Here is a 16,795-nt window from a genome sequence, read left to right on the forward strand (position 1 = left end):
GAGTCCATAGTCAGGGCTATCATTGCCACTGATTTCGACTTCAGTAATATTCGTCCAAACACTTTCAGCACTGTTTTCAAAGACTTTGATACGAATCCAACGAGCCTGAACATCCGTCACATCGTAGGTTTCAAATCCAGATGTGCTGCCACTACTATATCCATAGTAAACCTTGTCCCAGCTACTTGAACTTTCATCAGCTAGCGCTCTGATCTCGAACTTATAAGTTTGCTCTTCACCTTTACCCCAAGCTATCGCGACGTCTTGAACATTTTGTACTGATCCCAGGTCGAGCACTAAATTAACGGGTGCATTCTGAGCAGCCCAACGTGATGACCAATCAGTACTGCCATCAATCGTATTCGATGCTGGGTAAGAGCTGTGCGCTCCGCCCCAGTCTGATGCGGATTGAATGTTCAGTGTTTCAGCCGATACGCCATAAGTAGCCATCGCTAAAAGAACCGCGCACGACAATTGTTTGTAAGGTTTAAATTGGTGAGTTAGAGGTTTGCAAGAAGTGAGTTTGCAAGGTTTAAAGGTCATACAAGTCTCCATGATATGTTTCACGTATATTATTTATTCCATATTTTGTTGGGTGTTACCGAAGTAACGAGAACCACTATAGGACAATATTTGTACGACAAGTTGAACAAACATCACGATCATGAATTATTATATTACAAATAGATAGCTATGTGACATGAACCATTCTTATACCAAACACATCATCTAATAAGACAGCATTATAACTCGAAGCTTTAAACCAAATTACACTTGAGCTTTTCTTCCAACGCTTGGATACACAGCTTGATAGCGATAGGCGTATTTGAAGCGAATGGGTTTAGCGCATAAACCGTGTTAGTGGGTAATTGAAAGCTTTGCATCATGTCGACAACTTCATTGGATAACTGAGAGAGGTAGAAATCTGGAATCACACCGATACCAACGCCAGATTTGATCAAGGCAAGACAGCTGTGAAAAGAGTTGGTGGTGCAGCTTGCTTGTTGTTGGTAAACGAAGTCTGTTTCAGTGTGAGAGGTAAAGTAATGAGAGATCTGCTTCCCCTGCCATGAGTTAGCGATATAAGGGATAGAATCAAGTTCGCGTTCACGCATGCTTTCAACGCCACACAACACATCTTTAAATTCACCCAAGCGTTTCTGCTTGAGGTTACTGTCACGAGAACTGCCCACTCGTACCGCGAGATCAATATCGTGCTCCATGAAGTCTAGATGTTGATCGTCGCTTATCAGTTCTGGCTTTAACTTCGGATATTGCTTCATCAGATCAGCAATAACAGGCGCTACCAATAAATCCATCAACGCATTCGGAGCTGTGATACGAATCCGGCCTTGTGGCTCTTCTAGCTCGGCTTTTGCCATATCCCAAGCCGATTCAGCGATCACATTGATGTCTTTGCAACTCAAATAAAAGCGCTCACCCATACTTGTCAGAGTTTGTCTTCGTGTAGTGCGTTTAAGAAGTGAAGCGCCTAACTCTTGTTCTAGAATTTTGAGATGTTGACTGATGACAGATTTAGACAACTCTAGCTTTTCAGCCGCAGCCGAGACGGAACCCTGCTCTACGATATGAGCGAAAATCGACATCTGCTTTAGCTTACTCATCTTATTGTTCTCTTTTTACAAACAGTATTTTCTATTATCTCTGTTTTTCAAATCAATTTCCAAGACTAAACTCAATTCAACTTATCGAGATACCAAATCAAAAAGACAGTGCTTGAAACAAAACTGTTATGGAGAGAGACAATGTTAAATAACCAAATTTTAGAAGCATGTAAGCAAGGCATTAACGCGTGGCAGAAAGCATTCAACAGCCAAGATGCAAAAGGTTGTGCCGATCAATATACTGAAAGCTGTGTAATGGAAGCGCGTCCATTTGGTACTTTTGAAGGTCGTGAAGCGATCCAAGCATTTTGGCAAAACATCATCGACCAAGGCTTCAAAGACGTTGATTACACAGACGTTCAATGGGAAGAGCACCCAGAAGGCGGTTACATTCTTACCGCTAGCTGGACAATGAACAAAGCGTTTGGCGTTGTACATCGTGAACACTGGGCACTTGAAGCCGATGGCTGCGCTCGCTTAGTCAGCGACGACTTCGAAGTTCAAGGCGAACGCTAGAGCTGTAAGTAAAGGCTAGAAGCTCAAAACTCAAAATAGAAACAGAAAACAAAAAGCCAGCAATCCAAATGGACCGCTGGCTTTTTAATGTTCACTCTTGTCGCTATTTCACTTGATTTGAAGGTGATTGAGTGACTCTACACAATCACTCAACACGCTCATCATTTCAAATCAAAATGCCTGGTAAGGCAGAGCAAATCCAAGTCAACGTTACAGTGCTGCTTTCTTCGCTTCTGTAATCCAACCATCGAACGTGCTCTGGTTCGCTTTGATCCAGCCGTTTACGTGCGCTTCGATATCCGCAGAGCTGTTCTTACCTTTACTCATCATCATGTTCTGAGCGCTTACATCATTGATGTTAAGTTTGATGATTTCGAAAAGCTTCGCTGCTGATGGGTTGTTCTTAGCAAACTCTTTGTTCGCAATAATGCGCATTGAGTTCATTTCGAAGCCGTAGTTTTTGCCGTTAGATAACGTCGTATCCACGTTCGAACGCTCGCCAGGAAGTGCTGAGAAAGGAACTTCTAACCAAACTACATCTTCGTTAGGCACCAGTACGCCACTTACCCAGTAAGGTGTCCACGTGTAGTAAAGGATTGATTCACCTTTTTGGTAACGAGAAATCGTATCTGCAATGATTGCAGCGTAGTTACCTTGGTTGTGAGTTACCGTATCGTCGAGTTTGAACGCTGAAAGTTGATGTTCAATTACCATCTCACAACCCCAACCTGGGTTACAGCCTGTTAGGTCTGCTTTGCCATCACCGTCCGCATCAAACAATTTAGCGATTTTTGGATCAGTTAATTGACCAATGTTGGTAATGTTGTACTTTTCAGCCGTTTTCTTATCAATTAGGTAACCCTGAGCAGCGCCGCTTACATATTGGCCTTCACGATAGAATTTCTCATCACCACCAGCCATTGTGTATTTATCAGCATGAAGCGGGAACCAACCTACCGTTAGGAACGTTGCGTCACCCTTTGCAATCGAGGTGTAACCTACGTTGTAGTCCACTTCTTGAGTTGATTTCACGTCATACCCCAGTTCTTCTAGAGCACGGTTAACGATCAATGTTTGGAACGTCTCTTCCGCTACAGACGATTGAACAGGCTGAACTGATACGCCCTCACCCGGTAGGCTTGCTGCCCACACGTTTGTGGATACCGCTAATGTCGAAACGATGCTTACTGCGAGTTTACTCTTCCATGAATTATTCATTGGTGTTTTTCCTTAATTGAAGTTCTGATTTGTTACCGCGATTAAGTACATTTAGTACAAGGGAAACAGGTCCCATGCGATACCAGCGTAATTTTGTATTACCAGCGTTGACACCCAGTACTTGGGTGATGCGGTCTAATAAGATGGCTAAGATAACGATGCCTAAACCACCAACAGCGGCCAGTCCCATATCTAAACGGCCAATACCTCTCAGTACCATTTGGCCTAAACCACCAACCGCAATCATTGATGCGATAACCACCATTGATAACGACAACATCAGTGTTTGGTTCACGCCTGCCATGATAGTTGGCAATGCAAGTGGCAGTTGAATTCGGTAAAGCATCTGCTTTTTGCTTGCGCCGAATGAATGACCCGCTTCGATCAATTCTTCCGGTACTTGCTGAATACCCAAGATGGTCAAACGTACAACAGGAGGAAGTGCGAATATGATGGTCACCACGACACCCGGAACGTTACCGATACCAAACAACATTACGATCGGTACTAAGTAAACGAAGGCTGGTGTGGTTTGCATAGCATCCAAAATTGGGCGCACGAATTTAGCCGCCGTGTTACTTCGGGCGAGCCATATCCCCATGGGTAAGCCAATCAACAGACAGAAGAATACGGATGTCATGACCAGTGACAATGTGGTCATTGCTTCAGACCAAGCGCCAATCAAGCCGATGAAAGTCAAAGATACGGCCGTTGCAACGCCAAGCTTCAAGTTTGAAAACTGCCACGCCACAAGAAACAAGATGATCAACATGAATGGTGCTGGCGTAGACACCAACGCCGTTTCAAATGAACTTAGAATAAAATCGATAGGCACACGGATCGCTTGGAATAATGGTCGTCCGTGCTCAACTAACCAATTCAGTCCAGACTCAACCCAAGTGTCGACAGGCAGCACAGCCTCTGCAAAAGGGTTTAGTGGATCAAAAGGTGTCGTTTCAACGGTTTCGCTGCTTAACCAATCCGCTGACGGTGAGGTATCAGCGGCTTGACCCCAAGGATCACTTGCAGGTTGAGCTGCAGGAGCCGATTGAGACCATGGGTCATTATTTGTTTGTTCAGACGACATGATCTACCCCTTATCCAATGTTTGTAACAGTCGTGACTTAGTCACCACGCCAAAGTAATTACCTTGCTCATCCACAACAGGCACTGAGTAAGGAACACCACCAACTAGGCCAAGCACATCATTGATTGGTAAATCAGGGTTCAGCGTTAATCCATCATCGAGCTGCGCGCTGACGAGTGATTTGTTCTCTTTGTGAGCTTTACGAAGCGAGTCGATAGAGACAATGCCGGAGTAACGGCTGCTCTTCTCAACTACGATGCCGTACTCGCGGTCGTTATCCATCAAAATTTGTAGAGCTGACGCTGGGCCATCGTGTTCTGATTTTTTAAATACCGCAGCTGGCTTCTTACGCGCAATGTCTTTCACAGTAAGTACGCTTGCTACGTTCACACCGCGGAAGAAAGCTTCGACATAATCGTTCGCTGGGTTATTAAGAATATCGTCTGGAGTACCGACTTGAACCACTTCGCCATTTTGCATAATCGCAATTCGGTCACCGATACGCATCGCTTCATCCAAATCATGCGAGATAAAAACAATGGTTCGTTTATCGTCATTTTGAAGGCGAATAAGCTCATCTTGCATTTCAGTACGAATCAAAGGATCGAGCGCCGAGAACGCTTCATCCATCAACAAGATATCTGGGTCACATGCTAGTGCACGAGCCAAACCAACACGCTGCTTCATACCACCAGATAGTTCATCTGGGTAAGATTCTGAATATGCGCCAAGGCCAACACGTTCAAGTGCTTCTAGTGCTGACTGCTTTCGTTGTTCAACTTCAACACCCGCAAGCTCTAGACCAAACGCGGCATTCTCGATAACCGTCATATGCGGCATCAAAGCGAAATTTTGAAAAACCATGGAGATGTTGTTGCGGCGGACTTCGCGGAGTTCATCTTCTGAGATGTGGGCAATATCTTTGCCTCGAAGAAGCACATTGCCTTTGGTAGGTTCGATCAAGCGGTTAAGAAGGCGTACTAGGGTTGATTTGCCAGATCCTGACAGTCCCATTATGACGAAAATCTCGCCTTCTTGAATACTAAGAGAAACATCGTTAACGCCGATCGTTAGCCCTGTTTCTTCGAAAACTTTATCTTTGTTCGCGCCTTCATTAATCATTGTAAAAGCACGATCGGTGTCTTCACCAAACACCTTGTACAGTCCCTTAACTTCCAGTATGGGATCCATGTAATCTAATCCTTTCTCAGTTATTTAAACTTAAAAATGGTTATTTAAACCCGAAAAACAATTAGCACTCTAAGTAATTGATACGTGTAAATCAAGGTTCTTCGTTCGGTAAAACAAGGCAGAAGACCGAAATCAGACCAGCAACAACAAGACCAAAAAATAAGAAAAAACAAAGCAAGACACTGATAATAAAAGGGATAAATTAGACAAGCGTACGGCCAATATTATGTATTACGTAGTCGTAGATTATTGAATATTAATTTTACATTAGAGTAATTAATAGGCTGAATGAACCAACAAAAGCCACAATTAGTTCGTGCACAAATAATTCGCATACGAACTATTTATTAAGCTTTCATGATGTTTCCGAGGCGAAAGTTCGCTCGGTAGAAAAGATAAGATCAACTCTCAATCTCTAGCTAAAAACCAAAGGTCAACCGACTAAAGTCAGCGAGTTGAAATCAACCTTTTAGACCAAGAATTTTAATACATCACACCAACTGTGATACTTGCTGCAAACTGTCAATTGATGATTATCTAAGCTGGACTTCAACTTGTAGAGTACTCATTGCTGAGCCATTCTTTATGAAAGAAATACGCATTTTCCTGTGACGAAATAGAGAAAAAGATAAGGAATTCGAATGATAAAAATGTTGGTGTGTGACTTTGACGGTACGCTTGATGGAGGCTCATCTCACGGTGTTAACCAGCTATTTGATTACCTCACAGAACAACCTGATATCCGCTTTATCATCGCGACGGGAAGAACATTACCTTCGATTCGAATGGGTTTAGAATCGGATAACTACCCGAAACCACACAGTATTATTAGCGATGTGGGCACCAAAATTCATCATGTTCATTCCCAAAAACCAGACCATGTTTGGCATAACCAACTGGAAGCTTCTTGGAACAAATCAAAGGTAGAGACGGCTCTCGCACCCCTTGATTTTATGGGTGAGCGGATAGAGAACCATCAAGGCGATTACAAGATCACCTTTGAAGGAAAGCTTTCAGAGCCTCAACACGAACTGATTGAATCTAGCTTGGAGATGCACGGATTAGATGTTCACCTGACTTACTCTCATGATTGGTACTTAGATATCACACCAAAAGGCGTTAACAAGGCGACTGCGATTCACCACCTACTCGAACAACACGATTTGAGCGTTGCGGAAGTGTGCGTCGCAGGTGATTCAGCTAACGACACCTCAATGCTCACCATTGAGGGCGTAAACTCGATACTGGTTGCTAACCATTACCCAGAGGTTGCTCACCTATCGGATAGAGACAACGTATACACGAGTAGAGCAACACATGCTGAAGGTGTGTTAGAAGGCCTTAAATACTGGCAAGGGCGTGCAGCAGCGGGTAATTAGAAATAAGTAGAGGTGACCGACTGCTCCCTACTTGCTATCCTTATTTCCAACCGGGAAGCCAATGATCCTTGTCGGTGAGATCCCGCCAGTTGATGTCTTCCTCTCGTTTGGTCATCACCGCTTCTATCAAACAACGAATGACCTCCCCTTCTTCAAACTCGACCTCTGTGACCATAAAGTGTTTTTCTTTCTTTATTGGGCTAACGGCCGTCCATTTACTGCGAAGTAGTTTCTTTGGATTGATTCGATTCATGAGCTTATTTCTCGCTTAGATGTCATTGATTATTATGGGTTGTCTAGCCGACATTGAGTAATAGTCTTCATCGCAAGAAAAGGATCAAAAAAAGCCAGCGATTAGGCTGGCTTCATTCAGTTAGCTATTTCTTGTTAAAGATTAGCCGTTTTTAGGTGGATCAAATGCCGTGAGTTCTAATACTGGACCTGTGTATTTTTCAATCTTCACAAGCGCAGAGTTTGCAGCACAGCCATTCGCCAAACGAGAAGTCGGGATATCCAACGTAAGCACGTTACAGCCACCGTTTTTACATAGACCTGTGTCTTTATCTAAATCTGGCCAACCGCCTTCATGGATACATACAGAGCCTTGTTTGATGCCATCCGTCACTAATGCACCTACCAATACTTGTCCACGACCATTATGTGCACGAACCAAGTCACCAGTTTTAATACCTCGAACTTTCGCATCTTCAGGGTGAATTGAAATCGGCTCACGGTCTGCAATCGCGTACTCTTCGCGGATCTTCGCGTAGTTGAACTGGCTATGCAGACGGTGCGCGGCGTGCGCTGTCATTAGTTGCAGTTCGCCATCTTTAGCGTTGCCTGTGTACTCTGTTGGTTCTAACCAAGTTGGGTGTGAATTAATAGATGACAAACTCATTCCCCACAACAATCAATACGTAGTAACGGCACTAAATCACTCCCTAGGTCAAAGAACTAAATTGTAACTGCATTACAATGTTGGCTATCTCTTTTTCATAAACTCCTCACTCAATGAACCAAACAGAATTCCAACAAAAAATGGCGAGTTTCACCTCGATTGAACAAGCGCTTGATTACTTCGAAATTGGGTTTGATAGCAAGTTCATCGAGCAAAACAGAATCGAGCTCGTTAAACGATTTAATGGTTATCTGATTCTTGCGAAACCCGATGATTGGTTTTCTGGAAGAAGAGCGTTGAAAAATGCGTATTGTAAGGTTCAACGCAGCAAGTTAGATCGCCACACGCGTTCTGCCTGTCGTGGGTGTACAACTTGCCAGCGTCGATAGATCGGAAGTACTATTCAAAATAGAGAACTAAAAAGTAGATAGTTGAAATAACATCTCATTACGATTTAGTTAGTGGTTTGCTCGAAAAAAAGTGTGCTAGTCTTACGGCAACTCAACTACGAGATAAAAACTACAATGAAAATTTTCAGCAATTTCGAAAGCGGCAACATTCACGTCGTTTCAGCAGATTCACCACAAAACATTCAACTGACAATCCCAGCAGACTACCAAACTGAAATCTCTCAGTGGTTTCACTTCCGCTTAGAAAGTGAAGCTCAACAAGCTCACCACTTTGAAATCGGTCAATTGGCGACATCTGCCTACCCTGAAGGCTGGAAAGATTACGATGTGGTTGCATCGTATGACCGTGAAGAGTGGTTCCGTATCCCATCTCAGTTCGATGGCGATACATTAAGCTTTGATATCATCCCTGAACACGATTCAATGTACTTCGCGTACTTCGCACCGTACTCATACGATCGTCACCAAGATCTTCTGCACAGCGCGCAAACGCACCCTGCTTGTAAGCTTGAAACTCTAGGCCACACGCTAGACAACAACGACATCACTTTACTAACTATCGGTGAGCCAAGTGAAGAGAAGAAAAACATCTGGGTTATTGGTCGTCAACACCCGGGCGAGACTATGGCTGAATGGTTGATCGAAGGCCTGCTACAACGCCTGCTTGATGAAACAGATACGGTTGGTCGCTCTCTTCTAGACAGCGTTGTGTTCCGCGTTGTACCAAACATGAACCCAGATGGCAGCATCCGCGGTCACCTGCGTACTAACGCGATTGGCGTAAACCTAAACCGCGAATGGCAATCACCTTCAATGGAACGCAGCCCAGAGGTATTCCTTGTTCGCGAGCGTATGCTAGAAACGGGCGTTGACCTGTGTCTCGACATTCACGGCGACGAAGCGATTCCATATAACTTTGTAGCAGGTAGCGAAGGCACACCTTCTTACAACGAGCGCATCGCGAAGCTAGAGAACCACTTCAAGCAAGCACTGCTCACTATCACGCCAGAGTTCCAAGATGAATTTGGTTACGATAAAGACGAACCAGGCAAAGCGAACATGACAGTTGGCACAAACTGGATTGGTGAGCAGTTCAAGTGTTTAGCTTACACGGTCGAGATGCCATTTAAAGATCACATCAGCCACGCTGACGAACTTTACGGCTGGTCTCCAGAGCGAAGTGTCGCGTTTGGTCACGACATGCTAGCCGCGGTTTGGGCAACAATAGACGAGCTATAAGGCGAACTAAGCTCATTAGCTTTACCTGTATCGCCTTTGGTTTATAAGAATCTGGGTTATAGATAGAACAAAGCCCAGCACTTGTGAAAGTGCTGGGCTTTTTAATCTCTGCTTAGAATGAGCGATTTGCGCCTTAAGGAATCTAACGTCAGTCGCTTTTAAGCCACTCTTAGACTTGCAAAAAATACCGGGTATCTTTGCCTAATATGCCTTTGTTCAGACACCATATCTTTGAAGCTTGGGCCTTGTGATAGCTGAACGATCACTTCATCGCCCTCTTGTCTCAACACAGCACCACTAATATCGATACTGTTGTTGTCATGCAACCTCAAGGTGCCGGCCATTGAAAAGCCACGATAAACCGGAATGATGTTACGCATCATCAGGCGTACACCCTTTTCAGACACTTCACTGACATGAAAAAGCTCATCCTTAATTCGCATCACCGGGCGTGCCTTTTGAGGGTACTTTAAGCGGTAATATTTGCGTTTCTGGGTGAATGAATCTTCACGCATTAGTGACTCCCTGTCTCTGTTATTTCGGTCAAGCAATAGACTGTAGCTTCAATTGGTTCTAAATAAACACATTCACCAAATTGATGGCTAATTATTATATCGACTTTCCGAGCTAATGCTTTAGAGATTTATACAGAGAAACACGGATTGCTTAGCATTCACTTAAAAATGAGAACTGAGTCGGATATGAACTGAGCCAATAGCTAAAGATCCAATTCTTCGCGTCGCACCCTAAAGCTGAAACAATGCCAACTGAATGCTGAAGCCCACGAATAGAATCCCGCACACAATGTTCATCATTTGCGAGGTGCGCTTTTGAACTAACAAGCGCTTAAAGGTATCCGCCATTAAGATCACAACCAAGAACCACATCGACACCACTGACGCTTGAATTGCACCGAGTATCAAACTGTCTGTCACAATCGCATCTGTTGAAACAAATTGAGGGAATATAGAAAGATAAAACAGGACAATTTTAGGATTCAGTAGATTAGTGAGAAGCCCTTTGAAAAATTGGTTATAAAGCTTACTTCCCGATGCACTGACCACAGAGAGCACGCCCTCTTGAGCACGCAGTGCCGCACGAAAATGGTTATACCCAAGCCAGACAAGATACAAAACCCCAGCCCACTTTAGCCCTTCAAAGGCCATGGGAGTGTTCGACAGTAATAGGCTTATGCCGTTGGCCGAGATAAAGGCGTGAAAAAAGAAACCACATGACACGCCCAACACGTTCACAAATGCGAACAGCTTCCTTTGAGTTAAGGCTGTGCTTAATACCAACAGCGCATTTGGGCCCGGGATAATGGCAATAAAAAACACGATAACAATAAACAGCCAGATACTGTCCCAACTCATTTCGATCTCATTTCATGAACATTTTTAGGGCGGACATTGTACGTCCATTCAGTGCCATTACAATATGATAAACGCTTAATTATCGCGTATGGCTAACATACATAACTCGCGCGTATAATGAATGTGTTTATCGTCTAACATACAAAACTGATTCTCTAACATTTGTAGCCCTGTTAGACTCCACCTCCCTTTTGATACTTGGTTCATTTATGTCATTTGCTAGCCTAACCCTTAACGCAAAAACCGTCTCCGCGCTCCCATCTCAATTCAATAAGCCGACAGAGATACAGCAAGCGGTAATTCCTACCATTATTGCGGGGAAAGACGTACTTGCATTGGCTCAAACGGGCAGCGGTAAAACATTGGCGTTTGGCTTACCGTTACTGAATAACATCAACCAAGATGTAAATAAACTGCAAGCACTGATCATTGTTCCAACCCGTGAACTTGCATCTCAAGTGACCAAATCTTTAGAGCCGATCGCAACAGCGCTTGATATCAAATTGGTAACGCTAACGGGCGGCGTAAATACTGATGATCAACAGCAACAATTATCGACTAAACCACAATTAGCCATCGCCACACCGGGCCGCTTACTCGCTTTAATCAAAAGTGGTGAGCTGGATGTCGCTCAGTGTTCATCATTGGTTCTTGATGAAGCCGACCGCCTGATCGACATGGGCTTTTGGCCAGATATTCAAGCGATTACTGCAGCACTACCGGGCAAACGTCAGTCACTGTTGTTCTCTGCGACACTTCCGCCCGAATTAGTAGGGCAAGCTGAAGAGCTTCTTTCAAATCCAGTTAAAGTCACGACACACCAAGAAAACAGCGTGGTCGCGGCTATTGAAGAAACTCTGTACTTAGTCAACAAAGGCAGTAAAGCTCAAGCGCTCATTGCCCTACTCAATCAACACACATGGCCACAAGTATTGGTATTTATTGGCGCAAAAGACAATGCCGATGCATTAACCAAACGATTGAATAAAGCCAAAATCAGTGTGAGTGCGTTACATGGAAATAAGAGCCAAGAAGAACGAGAGCAAGCATTAGAAAGTTTCAAAAATGGCGAGACTCGTGTGCTTATCGCGACAGACGTCATGGCTCGAGGCATTCATATTGATCAGTTACCTGTCGTGATCAACTTCGAATTACCGTCACACGCAGCAACTTATGTACACCGCGTTGGTCGCACAGCAAGAGCAGGAAATACTGGCTTCGCGATCTCTCTGGTTAGCCACAGCGAAACTGATTACCTCAATGCAATTCGCACCCTGACCAATAAGCCGTTAGTGCTGCAACCATTAGAAGGTTTCCCTGTTACCGACAAACCTGCATCTGAAGCGACCGCTCGCAAGCGTCCACCTAAAGATAAAATGGCGAATCGAAGAACAGCTAAAAAGAAAAGCATTAAGCAATTTAAAAGCAAACCAAATAGCTCCCAGTAACCAGAAATAACTCTAAGCAACCAGAAATAGAATGGTCAGCTCAGTTTGCACTGGGCTTTTTTATATGCAACAAAATATAAATTCACACCCAAAAACTTACCTAAAGTTGCCAACTTAAATGACACTTTTGTGAATTATGATGCCAACGTATTGATTCTTGGTTGCTCAAAAAAAATACTCTTAAATCACGTTGACGCCCCTATATCTGGCAACTAGATTTTTCTATTAGTGTCTACAACAGGAGGTCATTGAAATGAAACGTGCTAGCTCTACATATCGATTACAACTGATTAAGGAAGTGGCAACCCGCCGAGATCGTCAACGTTCCAATGACCCGATGGCAAACTACATACAAACCCTAATAGATAATAAAGATGATTGTGATACTTCGGTTGAACGCAACCAGAGGTTCAGTGGCAGTCATTTTGATGAGCACATAGGTGGTTGGGTAAGTGACCACTGGGGTAACAAGTAGGACAACGAGAGTAATCCAACCAGCATAACCGCTGTAGAATTCGTCTCCGCATTAACCTATCATCTGCAACAATTCCCTATCCTAGAGTAAGCAGAAAGTGTCTGAGTTAAAAAGAGAAAAAGAAGTGATGGTTGCCTTCCAAGTGATACCTCGCGTTAAAGAAGGCAACAACTTCGAAGTGGTTGATAAAGCCATTGAAGTTGTGAAAGCTGCCGATGTGCCTTTCCAAGTCGGTGCGATGGAAACCACGATGAAAGGTGAACTCAACCAATTACTCGATATCGTTAAAAAAGCAGAACAAGCTTGCTACGATGCAGGGGCTGTAGAAGTGATCACAAACATTAAGATTCACAGTAAAACCACCGAGGCCGATGATACATTTTGCACGTACCATCGTGGTGTAACGAAAGCGAATCACATGTTTGTTTAATCACATTTTTGTTTCTGAAAACTGAGCTTTAAGAAAGACTCTGAAGAACAAGTGGTGTTATTGGAAAGGCATGTCTGAGAGGTGAGAAAGGATTTCCATTCGTTCTTCTTCTGACATCGAATGCCAATCACGCGGAGTCTCTTCAGGGTCATCTTTCGCCCCGATCGGTTTTCGGTCCAGTGCTTTGACTGGCTCTTTTTTGAGTTTTACGTTCTTTTTATTCATACCGACACCACTCCTTCAGGTACAAAGGTACCTACCTTAATATTACACCCCAACCATTATGTAAAGTAATAGTTACTTCGGAGTTAAATAAAATCTTAATACTTCCTCTTTAGCCAAAAAGATCTCTTTGGGGACTTGTGTTTCCCTCTTCATCGACCTGCTTACCAACCAAGTTTTTTTGCTTCATTATTTTTCGTCTATAGCGCTGACGACACAACTTTATCACGTGCAATTGTTCTGACGGTGTCATCGACATCCAATTAAAGCGCTCTTCTCTTTTGCGCATACAACCATTGCAATAGCCTTTGTCATCGCTTGAACAAACCCCAACGCAAGGGCTTGGAACTTGGAAAAACTCTAACTGCTCCACCATGCCTCCTTACACATTCAAAATTACGCTTACTCTCTCAAAAATAAGCGATTAATTTGTCGCCTAACTCATGAAATCCATACTAAACTATGACCTTATACTGACACATATAGTGTTTTGTAAACTATACTTTGAACCCATCAAGTTACACTTATTCGGTAACTTCGTTCTTTCCTTTGGAGCCTTATAATATGAAGTTTAGTTCAAAAAAATTACTAGCAGTAGCCGCTTTACCTATGATGCTAGCAGCATGCACAACAACAGGTGACAACGCGATGCAAGTAACGCCAACCGATCTACAGCACCATAATTGGGAACTTGCGCAAATTGACGGCAAGGACATTGTGAAAAGCGAAGACCAAGCAGCTCCTCGTCTAGAGATTGGCGAAAAGATGACTGCAAACGGCATGGCTGGTTGTAACAACTTCTTCGGCCAAGGCGAGCTGAAAGACGGTCAATTCCGTATCAAGCAAATGGGCATGACAATGAAAATGTGTCACGGCTCTGCGATGGAAATCGAACAATCGGTTTCTGCGACTCTAAGCGAGTGGAGCGACGTAACCCTAACAAACGATACGCTAGTACTGAAAAACGATGTACACACGCTAACGTACACAATTCGTGACTGGGTAAACTAATCCGTCATCGAAACCAAATACTGATTAAAGGAGCCTGATGGCTCCTTTTTTATTGCCAGCTTGCCCTCACTACTTCTTCAAAATTGACGCTCATCGCCGACTTTTCGTACCAACCTCCAATAAACCTCAAAAATCTCTCATTTAGATGCAATAAATTCAACGGTTCAGCGGTCTGTTGCTAGGATGGCAAAAGCCTAGAGTCTGTCGAGTTTTCGAGATGATTACATATCGAACAAAACTCAACCGCCAACTCCCTGCTTGTTCTCAAGTAATTGATTGAATTTACTGTTGAATTAGAATTTATTTCAGAAACAGATAGAATAACTATTAGCGCATGTTGATCTTTCGTTAACCGCGAAAGGTCAATACGCCCTAGGGAGTTTGAAAATACAATGCTCTTGCCCGTTCACTACCAAATGGAAAAGTTTATGAACAAGATAGTAAGTACGTTAGGAATCATGGCAACCGTTGCATACAGCGCAACCATTTATGCTGATGAAGCAACATCCACCGACAGCTGGAACCAAATAGAACAGCAGGCAGAGGGAGAAACTGTCTACTTTCACGCTTGGGGCGGAAGCCAAGAGATCAATCGTTACCTACAGTGGGCAGGCAAGAAATTACAAAGTGACTACGGTGTCACGTTAAAGCATGTGAAAGTAACCGATATTGCGGAAACCACCACTCGACTGCTTGCTGAAAAAGCGGCAGGAAAGAACAGTGAAGGCAGCGTTGATATCGTCTGGATTAATGGCGAGAACTTCCGTTCGATGAAAGACAACGCGCTATTGTTTGGACCATTTACAGAATCACTTCCAAATTGGCAGTATGTCGACAAGTCTCTGCCAATTGATGTTGATTTCTCAGAGCCGACAGAAGGCTTAGAAGCACCGTGGGGCGTTGGACAACTTGTGTTCATCCATGACCAAGAGACGCTGCATAATCCACCACAATCATTCTCTGAGATGTTGAGCTACGCTCAGGCTTTCCCGAACCGCTTAAGCTACCCTCGCCCACCAGAATTTCATGGCACGAGCTTCATTAAGTCTCTACTGATTGAACTAACAAACAATAACCCTGCGCTGGCTCAGCCGGTTTCAGAAGACAACTTCCAAGAAGTGACGGCACCACTTTGGGCTTACTTAGATAAATTCCATAAAGTGGCTTGGCGCGGTGGCAAACAATTCCCAGCAGGAACATCGGAAAGCATCCAACTTCTGGATGACGGACAGATCGATCTCGCGATTACGTTCAATCCAAACTCTGTTTATTCAGCACAAGCAAGTGGTCGCCTAGCCGAAACCACCAAAGCTTATGCTCTAGAAAGTGGCGCATTATCTAACATTCACTTCCTTGCGATTCCTTGGAATGCCAATGCAACCGCAGGTGCTCAAGTGACCATTAACTTCTTACTGAGCCCTGAAGCACAGTCTCGCAAAGGTGACCTCAATGTTTGGGGCGATCCTTCGGTTCTGAGCAGCAAGTACCTCACTGGCAGCGCTAAAAACACCCAGCAATTTAAATCGGTTGATGAACCACACCCTAGCTGGCAAAACGCGCTCGAGAAAGAGTGGCTTAAGCGATACGGTAACTAGTCTTCATGCTACGCGCTCTATATTTTGTTGTTATAGCTGTATGCATTATCCCAACCATTCCTGGGGTGGCGGGAGTCGTGGCTTCGTCATTGAGTTTCATCCCGCCCCTTGGTTTAGATAAGCCAACGCTCAACGGTTTTAGCCAAGTCTTTCAGTGGGAAGGGGCTTGGCACTCTATTGGCTTAAGCCTAGGTTCAGCGATTGCAAGCAGCTATATCGCCTGCTTCCTGACCTTTTGTATTCTTCAAGCTTCTTGGGGAAACAAGTTTTGGAGAAAGATTGAGTTAACGCTATCGCCAATGCTTGCCATTCCACATGTGGCTTTCGCTATCGGCTTTGCATTTCTGTTTAGCCCAACCGGGCTTGGCGCAAGAGCAGTACATCACTTGCTCGGCGAATCGGCTACCAGTTCTGAATTGGCGTTATTGGTGAAAGACCCATACGCGTTCGGCTTAATCATTATGCTCGCACTCAAAGAAGTACCTTTCTTATTGCTGATGAGCATTTCGATACTTCAGCAAATTGATGTAGAGCGTATCACCAAGGTCAGTGCATCACTCGGTTACAGCCGCGCTCAGATCTGGTGGAAATGTATTTTCCCACAATGGTTTACTAAACTTCGTTTCCCAATGCTGGCGGTACTCGCTTACAGTGTCTCGGTTGTCGATATTGCTTTGA

19 protein-coding genes and 2 pseudogenes are annotated in these 16,795 nt (G+C 44.0%); 10 read left to right on the forward strand and 11 right to left on the reverse strand.

What is annotated here, in order from left to right; translation table 11 throughout:
• Both IQQ51_RS26760 and IQQ51_RS06555 read right to left on the reverse strand, forming a co-directional pair.
• On the reverse strand, positions 1-543 hold a 543-nt coding region (locus IQQ51_RS26760; RefSeq protein ID WP_228012713.1), incomplete at its 3' end, for a discoidin domain-containing protein.
• A gap of 215 nt (positions 544-758) precedes the next feature.
• A complete protein-coding gene (locus tag IQQ51_RS06555; RefSeq protein ID WP_193840643.1) occupies positions 759-1,625 on the reverse strand; it encodes a LysR family transcriptional regulator in 867 nt (288 codons plus the stop codon).
• A gap of 141 nt (positions 1,626-1,766) precedes the next feature.
• On the opposite strand from IQQ51_RS06555, the gene IQQ51_RS06560 reads away from it, so the two are divergent.
• On the forward strand, positions 1,767-2,141 hold the full coding sequence (locus IQQ51_RS06560) for a YybH family protein (protein ID WP_050645062.1): 375 nt from the start codon (positions 1,767-1,769) through the stop codon (positions 2,139-2,141).
• A 210-nt stretch (positions 2,142-2,351) separates the two neighbouring features.
• On the opposite strand, the gene proX is transcribed toward IQQ51_RS06560, so the two are convergent.
• The 3 genes from proX to proV are packed head-to-tail and all read right to left on the reverse strand — an operon-like array spanning position 2,352 to position 5,637.
• Positions 2,352-3,359 (reverse strand): glycine betaine/L-proline ABC transporter substrate-binding protein ProX, encoded by a 1,008-nt coding sequence (proX, locus tag IQQ51_RS06565; protein ID WP_017065372.1) that lies wholly within the window; start codon positions 3,357-3,359, stop codon positions 2,352-2,354.
• Entirely contained in the window at positions 3,352-4,446 is a 1,095-nt protein-coding gene (proW, locus tag IQQ51_RS06570; RefSeq protein ID WP_048609436.1) for a glycine betaine/L-proline ABC transporter permease ProW, read from the reverse strand. The genes proX and proW overlap by 8 nt, the downstream gene beginning before the upstream one ends.
• Positions 4,447-4,449: 3 nt before the next feature.
• Complete coding sequence (proV, locus tag IQQ51_RS06575; protein ID WP_048614446.1) at positions 4,450-5,637, reverse strand: glycine betaine/L-proline ABC transporter ATP-binding protein ProV; 1,188 nt, start codon at positions 5,635-5,637, stop codon at positions 4,450-4,452.
• Positions 5,638-6,278: 641 nt separating this feature from the next.
• Here proV and IQQ51_RS06580 point away from each other — a divergent pair.
• Positions 6,279-7,016, forward strand: coding sequence for an HAD-IIB family hydrolase (locus IQQ51_RS06580; RefSeq protein WP_050053016.1), 738 nt, complete (start codon positions 6,279-6,281; stop codon positions 7,014-7,016).
• 40 nt (positions 7,017-7,056) lie between these two features.
• Here IQQ51_RS06580 and IQQ51_RS06585 read toward each other — a convergent pair whose 3' ends face one another.
• The gene (locus tag IQQ51_RS06585) at positions 7,057-7,269 is read right to left on the reverse strand and encodes a TIGR02450 family Trp-rich protein (protein ID WP_017071930.1); all 213 of its coding nucleotides are present in this window, start codon (positions 7,267-7,269) and stop codon (positions 7,057-7,059) included.
• 141 nt (positions 7,270-7,410) lie between these two features.
• Positions 7,411-7,893 (reverse strand): annotated as a pseudogene (locus IQQ51_RS06590) (molybdopterin dinucleotide binding domain-containing protein); the annotation flags it as partial.
• A 134-nt stretch (positions 7,894-8,027) separates the two neighbouring features.
• Between IQQ51_RS06590 and IQQ51_RS06595 the strand changes: the two are divergent.
• Positions 8,028-8,303, forward strand: a complete 276-nt coding sequence (locus tag IQQ51_RS06595; protein WP_193840644.1) for a nitrogenase-stabilizing/protective protein NifW — start codon at positions 8,028-8,030, stop codon at positions 8,301-8,303.
• Between the two features lie 135 nt (positions 8,304-8,438).
• The gene (locus tag IQQ51_RS06600; protein WP_193840645.1) at positions 8,439-9,563 is read left to right on the forward strand and encodes a M14-type cytosolic carboxypeptidase; all 1,125 of its coding nucleotides are present in this window, start codon (positions 8,439-8,441) and stop codon (positions 9,561-9,563) included.
• Between the two features lie 158 nt (positions 9,564-9,721).
• Here IQQ51_RS06600 and IQQ51_RS06605 read toward each other — a convergent pair whose 3' ends face one another.
• Both IQQ51_RS06605 and IQQ51_RS06610 read right to left on the reverse strand, forming a co-directional pair.
• On the reverse strand, positions 9,722-10,078 hold the full coding sequence (locus tag IQQ51_RS06605) for a hypothetical protein (protein WP_017060329.1): 357 nt from the start codon (positions 10,076-10,078) through the stop codon (positions 9,722-9,724).
• Between the two features lie 231 nt (positions 10,079-10,309).
• Positions 10,310-10,936: a LysE family translocator gene (locus IQQ51_RS06610; RefSeq protein ID WP_048609428.1), complete on the reverse strand. Its 627-nt coding sequence runs from the start codon at positions 10,934-10,936 to the stop codon at positions 10,310-10,312.
• A gap of 209 nt (positions 10,937-11,145) precedes the next feature.
• On the opposite strand from IQQ51_RS06610, the gene IQQ51_RS06615 reads away from it, so the two are divergent.
• From IQQ51_RS06615 to IQQ51_RS06625, 3 genes are all read left to right on the forward strand, one after another.
• Entirely contained in the window at positions 11,146-12,384 is a 1,239-nt protein-coding gene (locus IQQ51_RS06615; protein WP_122082443.1) for a DEAD/DEAH box helicase, read from the forward strand.
• Positions 12,385-12,637: 253 nt separating this feature from the next.
• Complete coding sequence (locus tag IQQ51_RS06620; protein WP_017057116.1) at positions 12,638-12,859, forward strand: hypothetical protein; 222 nt, start codon at positions 12,638-12,640, stop codon at positions 12,857-12,859.
• A 127-nt stretch (positions 12,860-12,986) separates the two neighbouring features.
• Positions 12,987-13,289: a thiamine-binding protein gene (locus IQQ51_RS06625; protein ID WP_017065764.1), complete on the forward strand. Its 303-nt coding sequence runs from the start codon at positions 12,987-12,989 to the stop codon at positions 13,287-13,289.
• Positions 13,290-13,346: 57 nt separating this feature from the next.
• Here IQQ51_RS06625 and IQQ51_RS06630 read toward each other — a convergent pair whose 3' ends face one another.
• A complete protein-coding gene (locus IQQ51_RS06630) occupies positions 13,347-13,514 on the reverse strand; it encodes a hypothetical protein (RefSeq protein ID WP_009846446.1) in 168 nt (55 codons plus the stop codon).
• 109 nt (positions 13,515-13,623) lie between these two features.
• Entirely contained in the window at positions 13,624-13,887 is a 264-nt protein-coding gene (locus IQQ51_RS06635) for a DUF1289 domain-containing protein (protein ID WP_081090123.1), read from the reverse strand.
• 188 nt (positions 13,888-14,075) lie between these two features.
• Here IQQ51_RS06635 and IQQ51_RS06640 point away from each other — a divergent pair, with 188 nt between their 5' ends.
• The 3 genes and pseudogenes from IQQ51_RS06640 to IQQ51_RS26765 all read left to right on the forward strand — a co-directional run.
• Positions 14,076-14,522 carry an META domain-containing protein gene (locus IQQ51_RS06640; protein ID WP_004734625.1) on the forward strand — a complete coding sequence of 149 codons (447 nt, stop codon included), beginning with the start codon at positions 14,076-14,078 and terminating at the stop codon, positions 14,520-14,522.
• 428 nt (positions 14,523-14,950) lie between these two features.
• Positions 14,951-16,117 (forward strand): ABC transporter substrate-binding protein, encoded by a 1,167-nt coding sequence (locus tag IQQ51_RS06645; RefSeq protein WP_017060323.1) that lies wholly within the window; start codon positions 14,951-14,953, stop codon positions 16,115-16,117.
• 5 nt (positions 16,118-16,122) lie between these two features.
• Positions 16,123-16,795, forward strand: a pseudogene (locus IQQ51_RS26765) (thiamine ABC transporter permease); the annotation flags it as partial.

Origin of the sequence: Vibrio sp. OPT18 (assembly GCF_015163615.1) — a bacterium.
In the GTDB taxonomy this organism is placed as follows: Bacteria; Pseudomonadota; Gammaproteobacteria; order Enterobacterales; family Vibrionaceae; genus Vibrio; species Vibrio coralliirubri.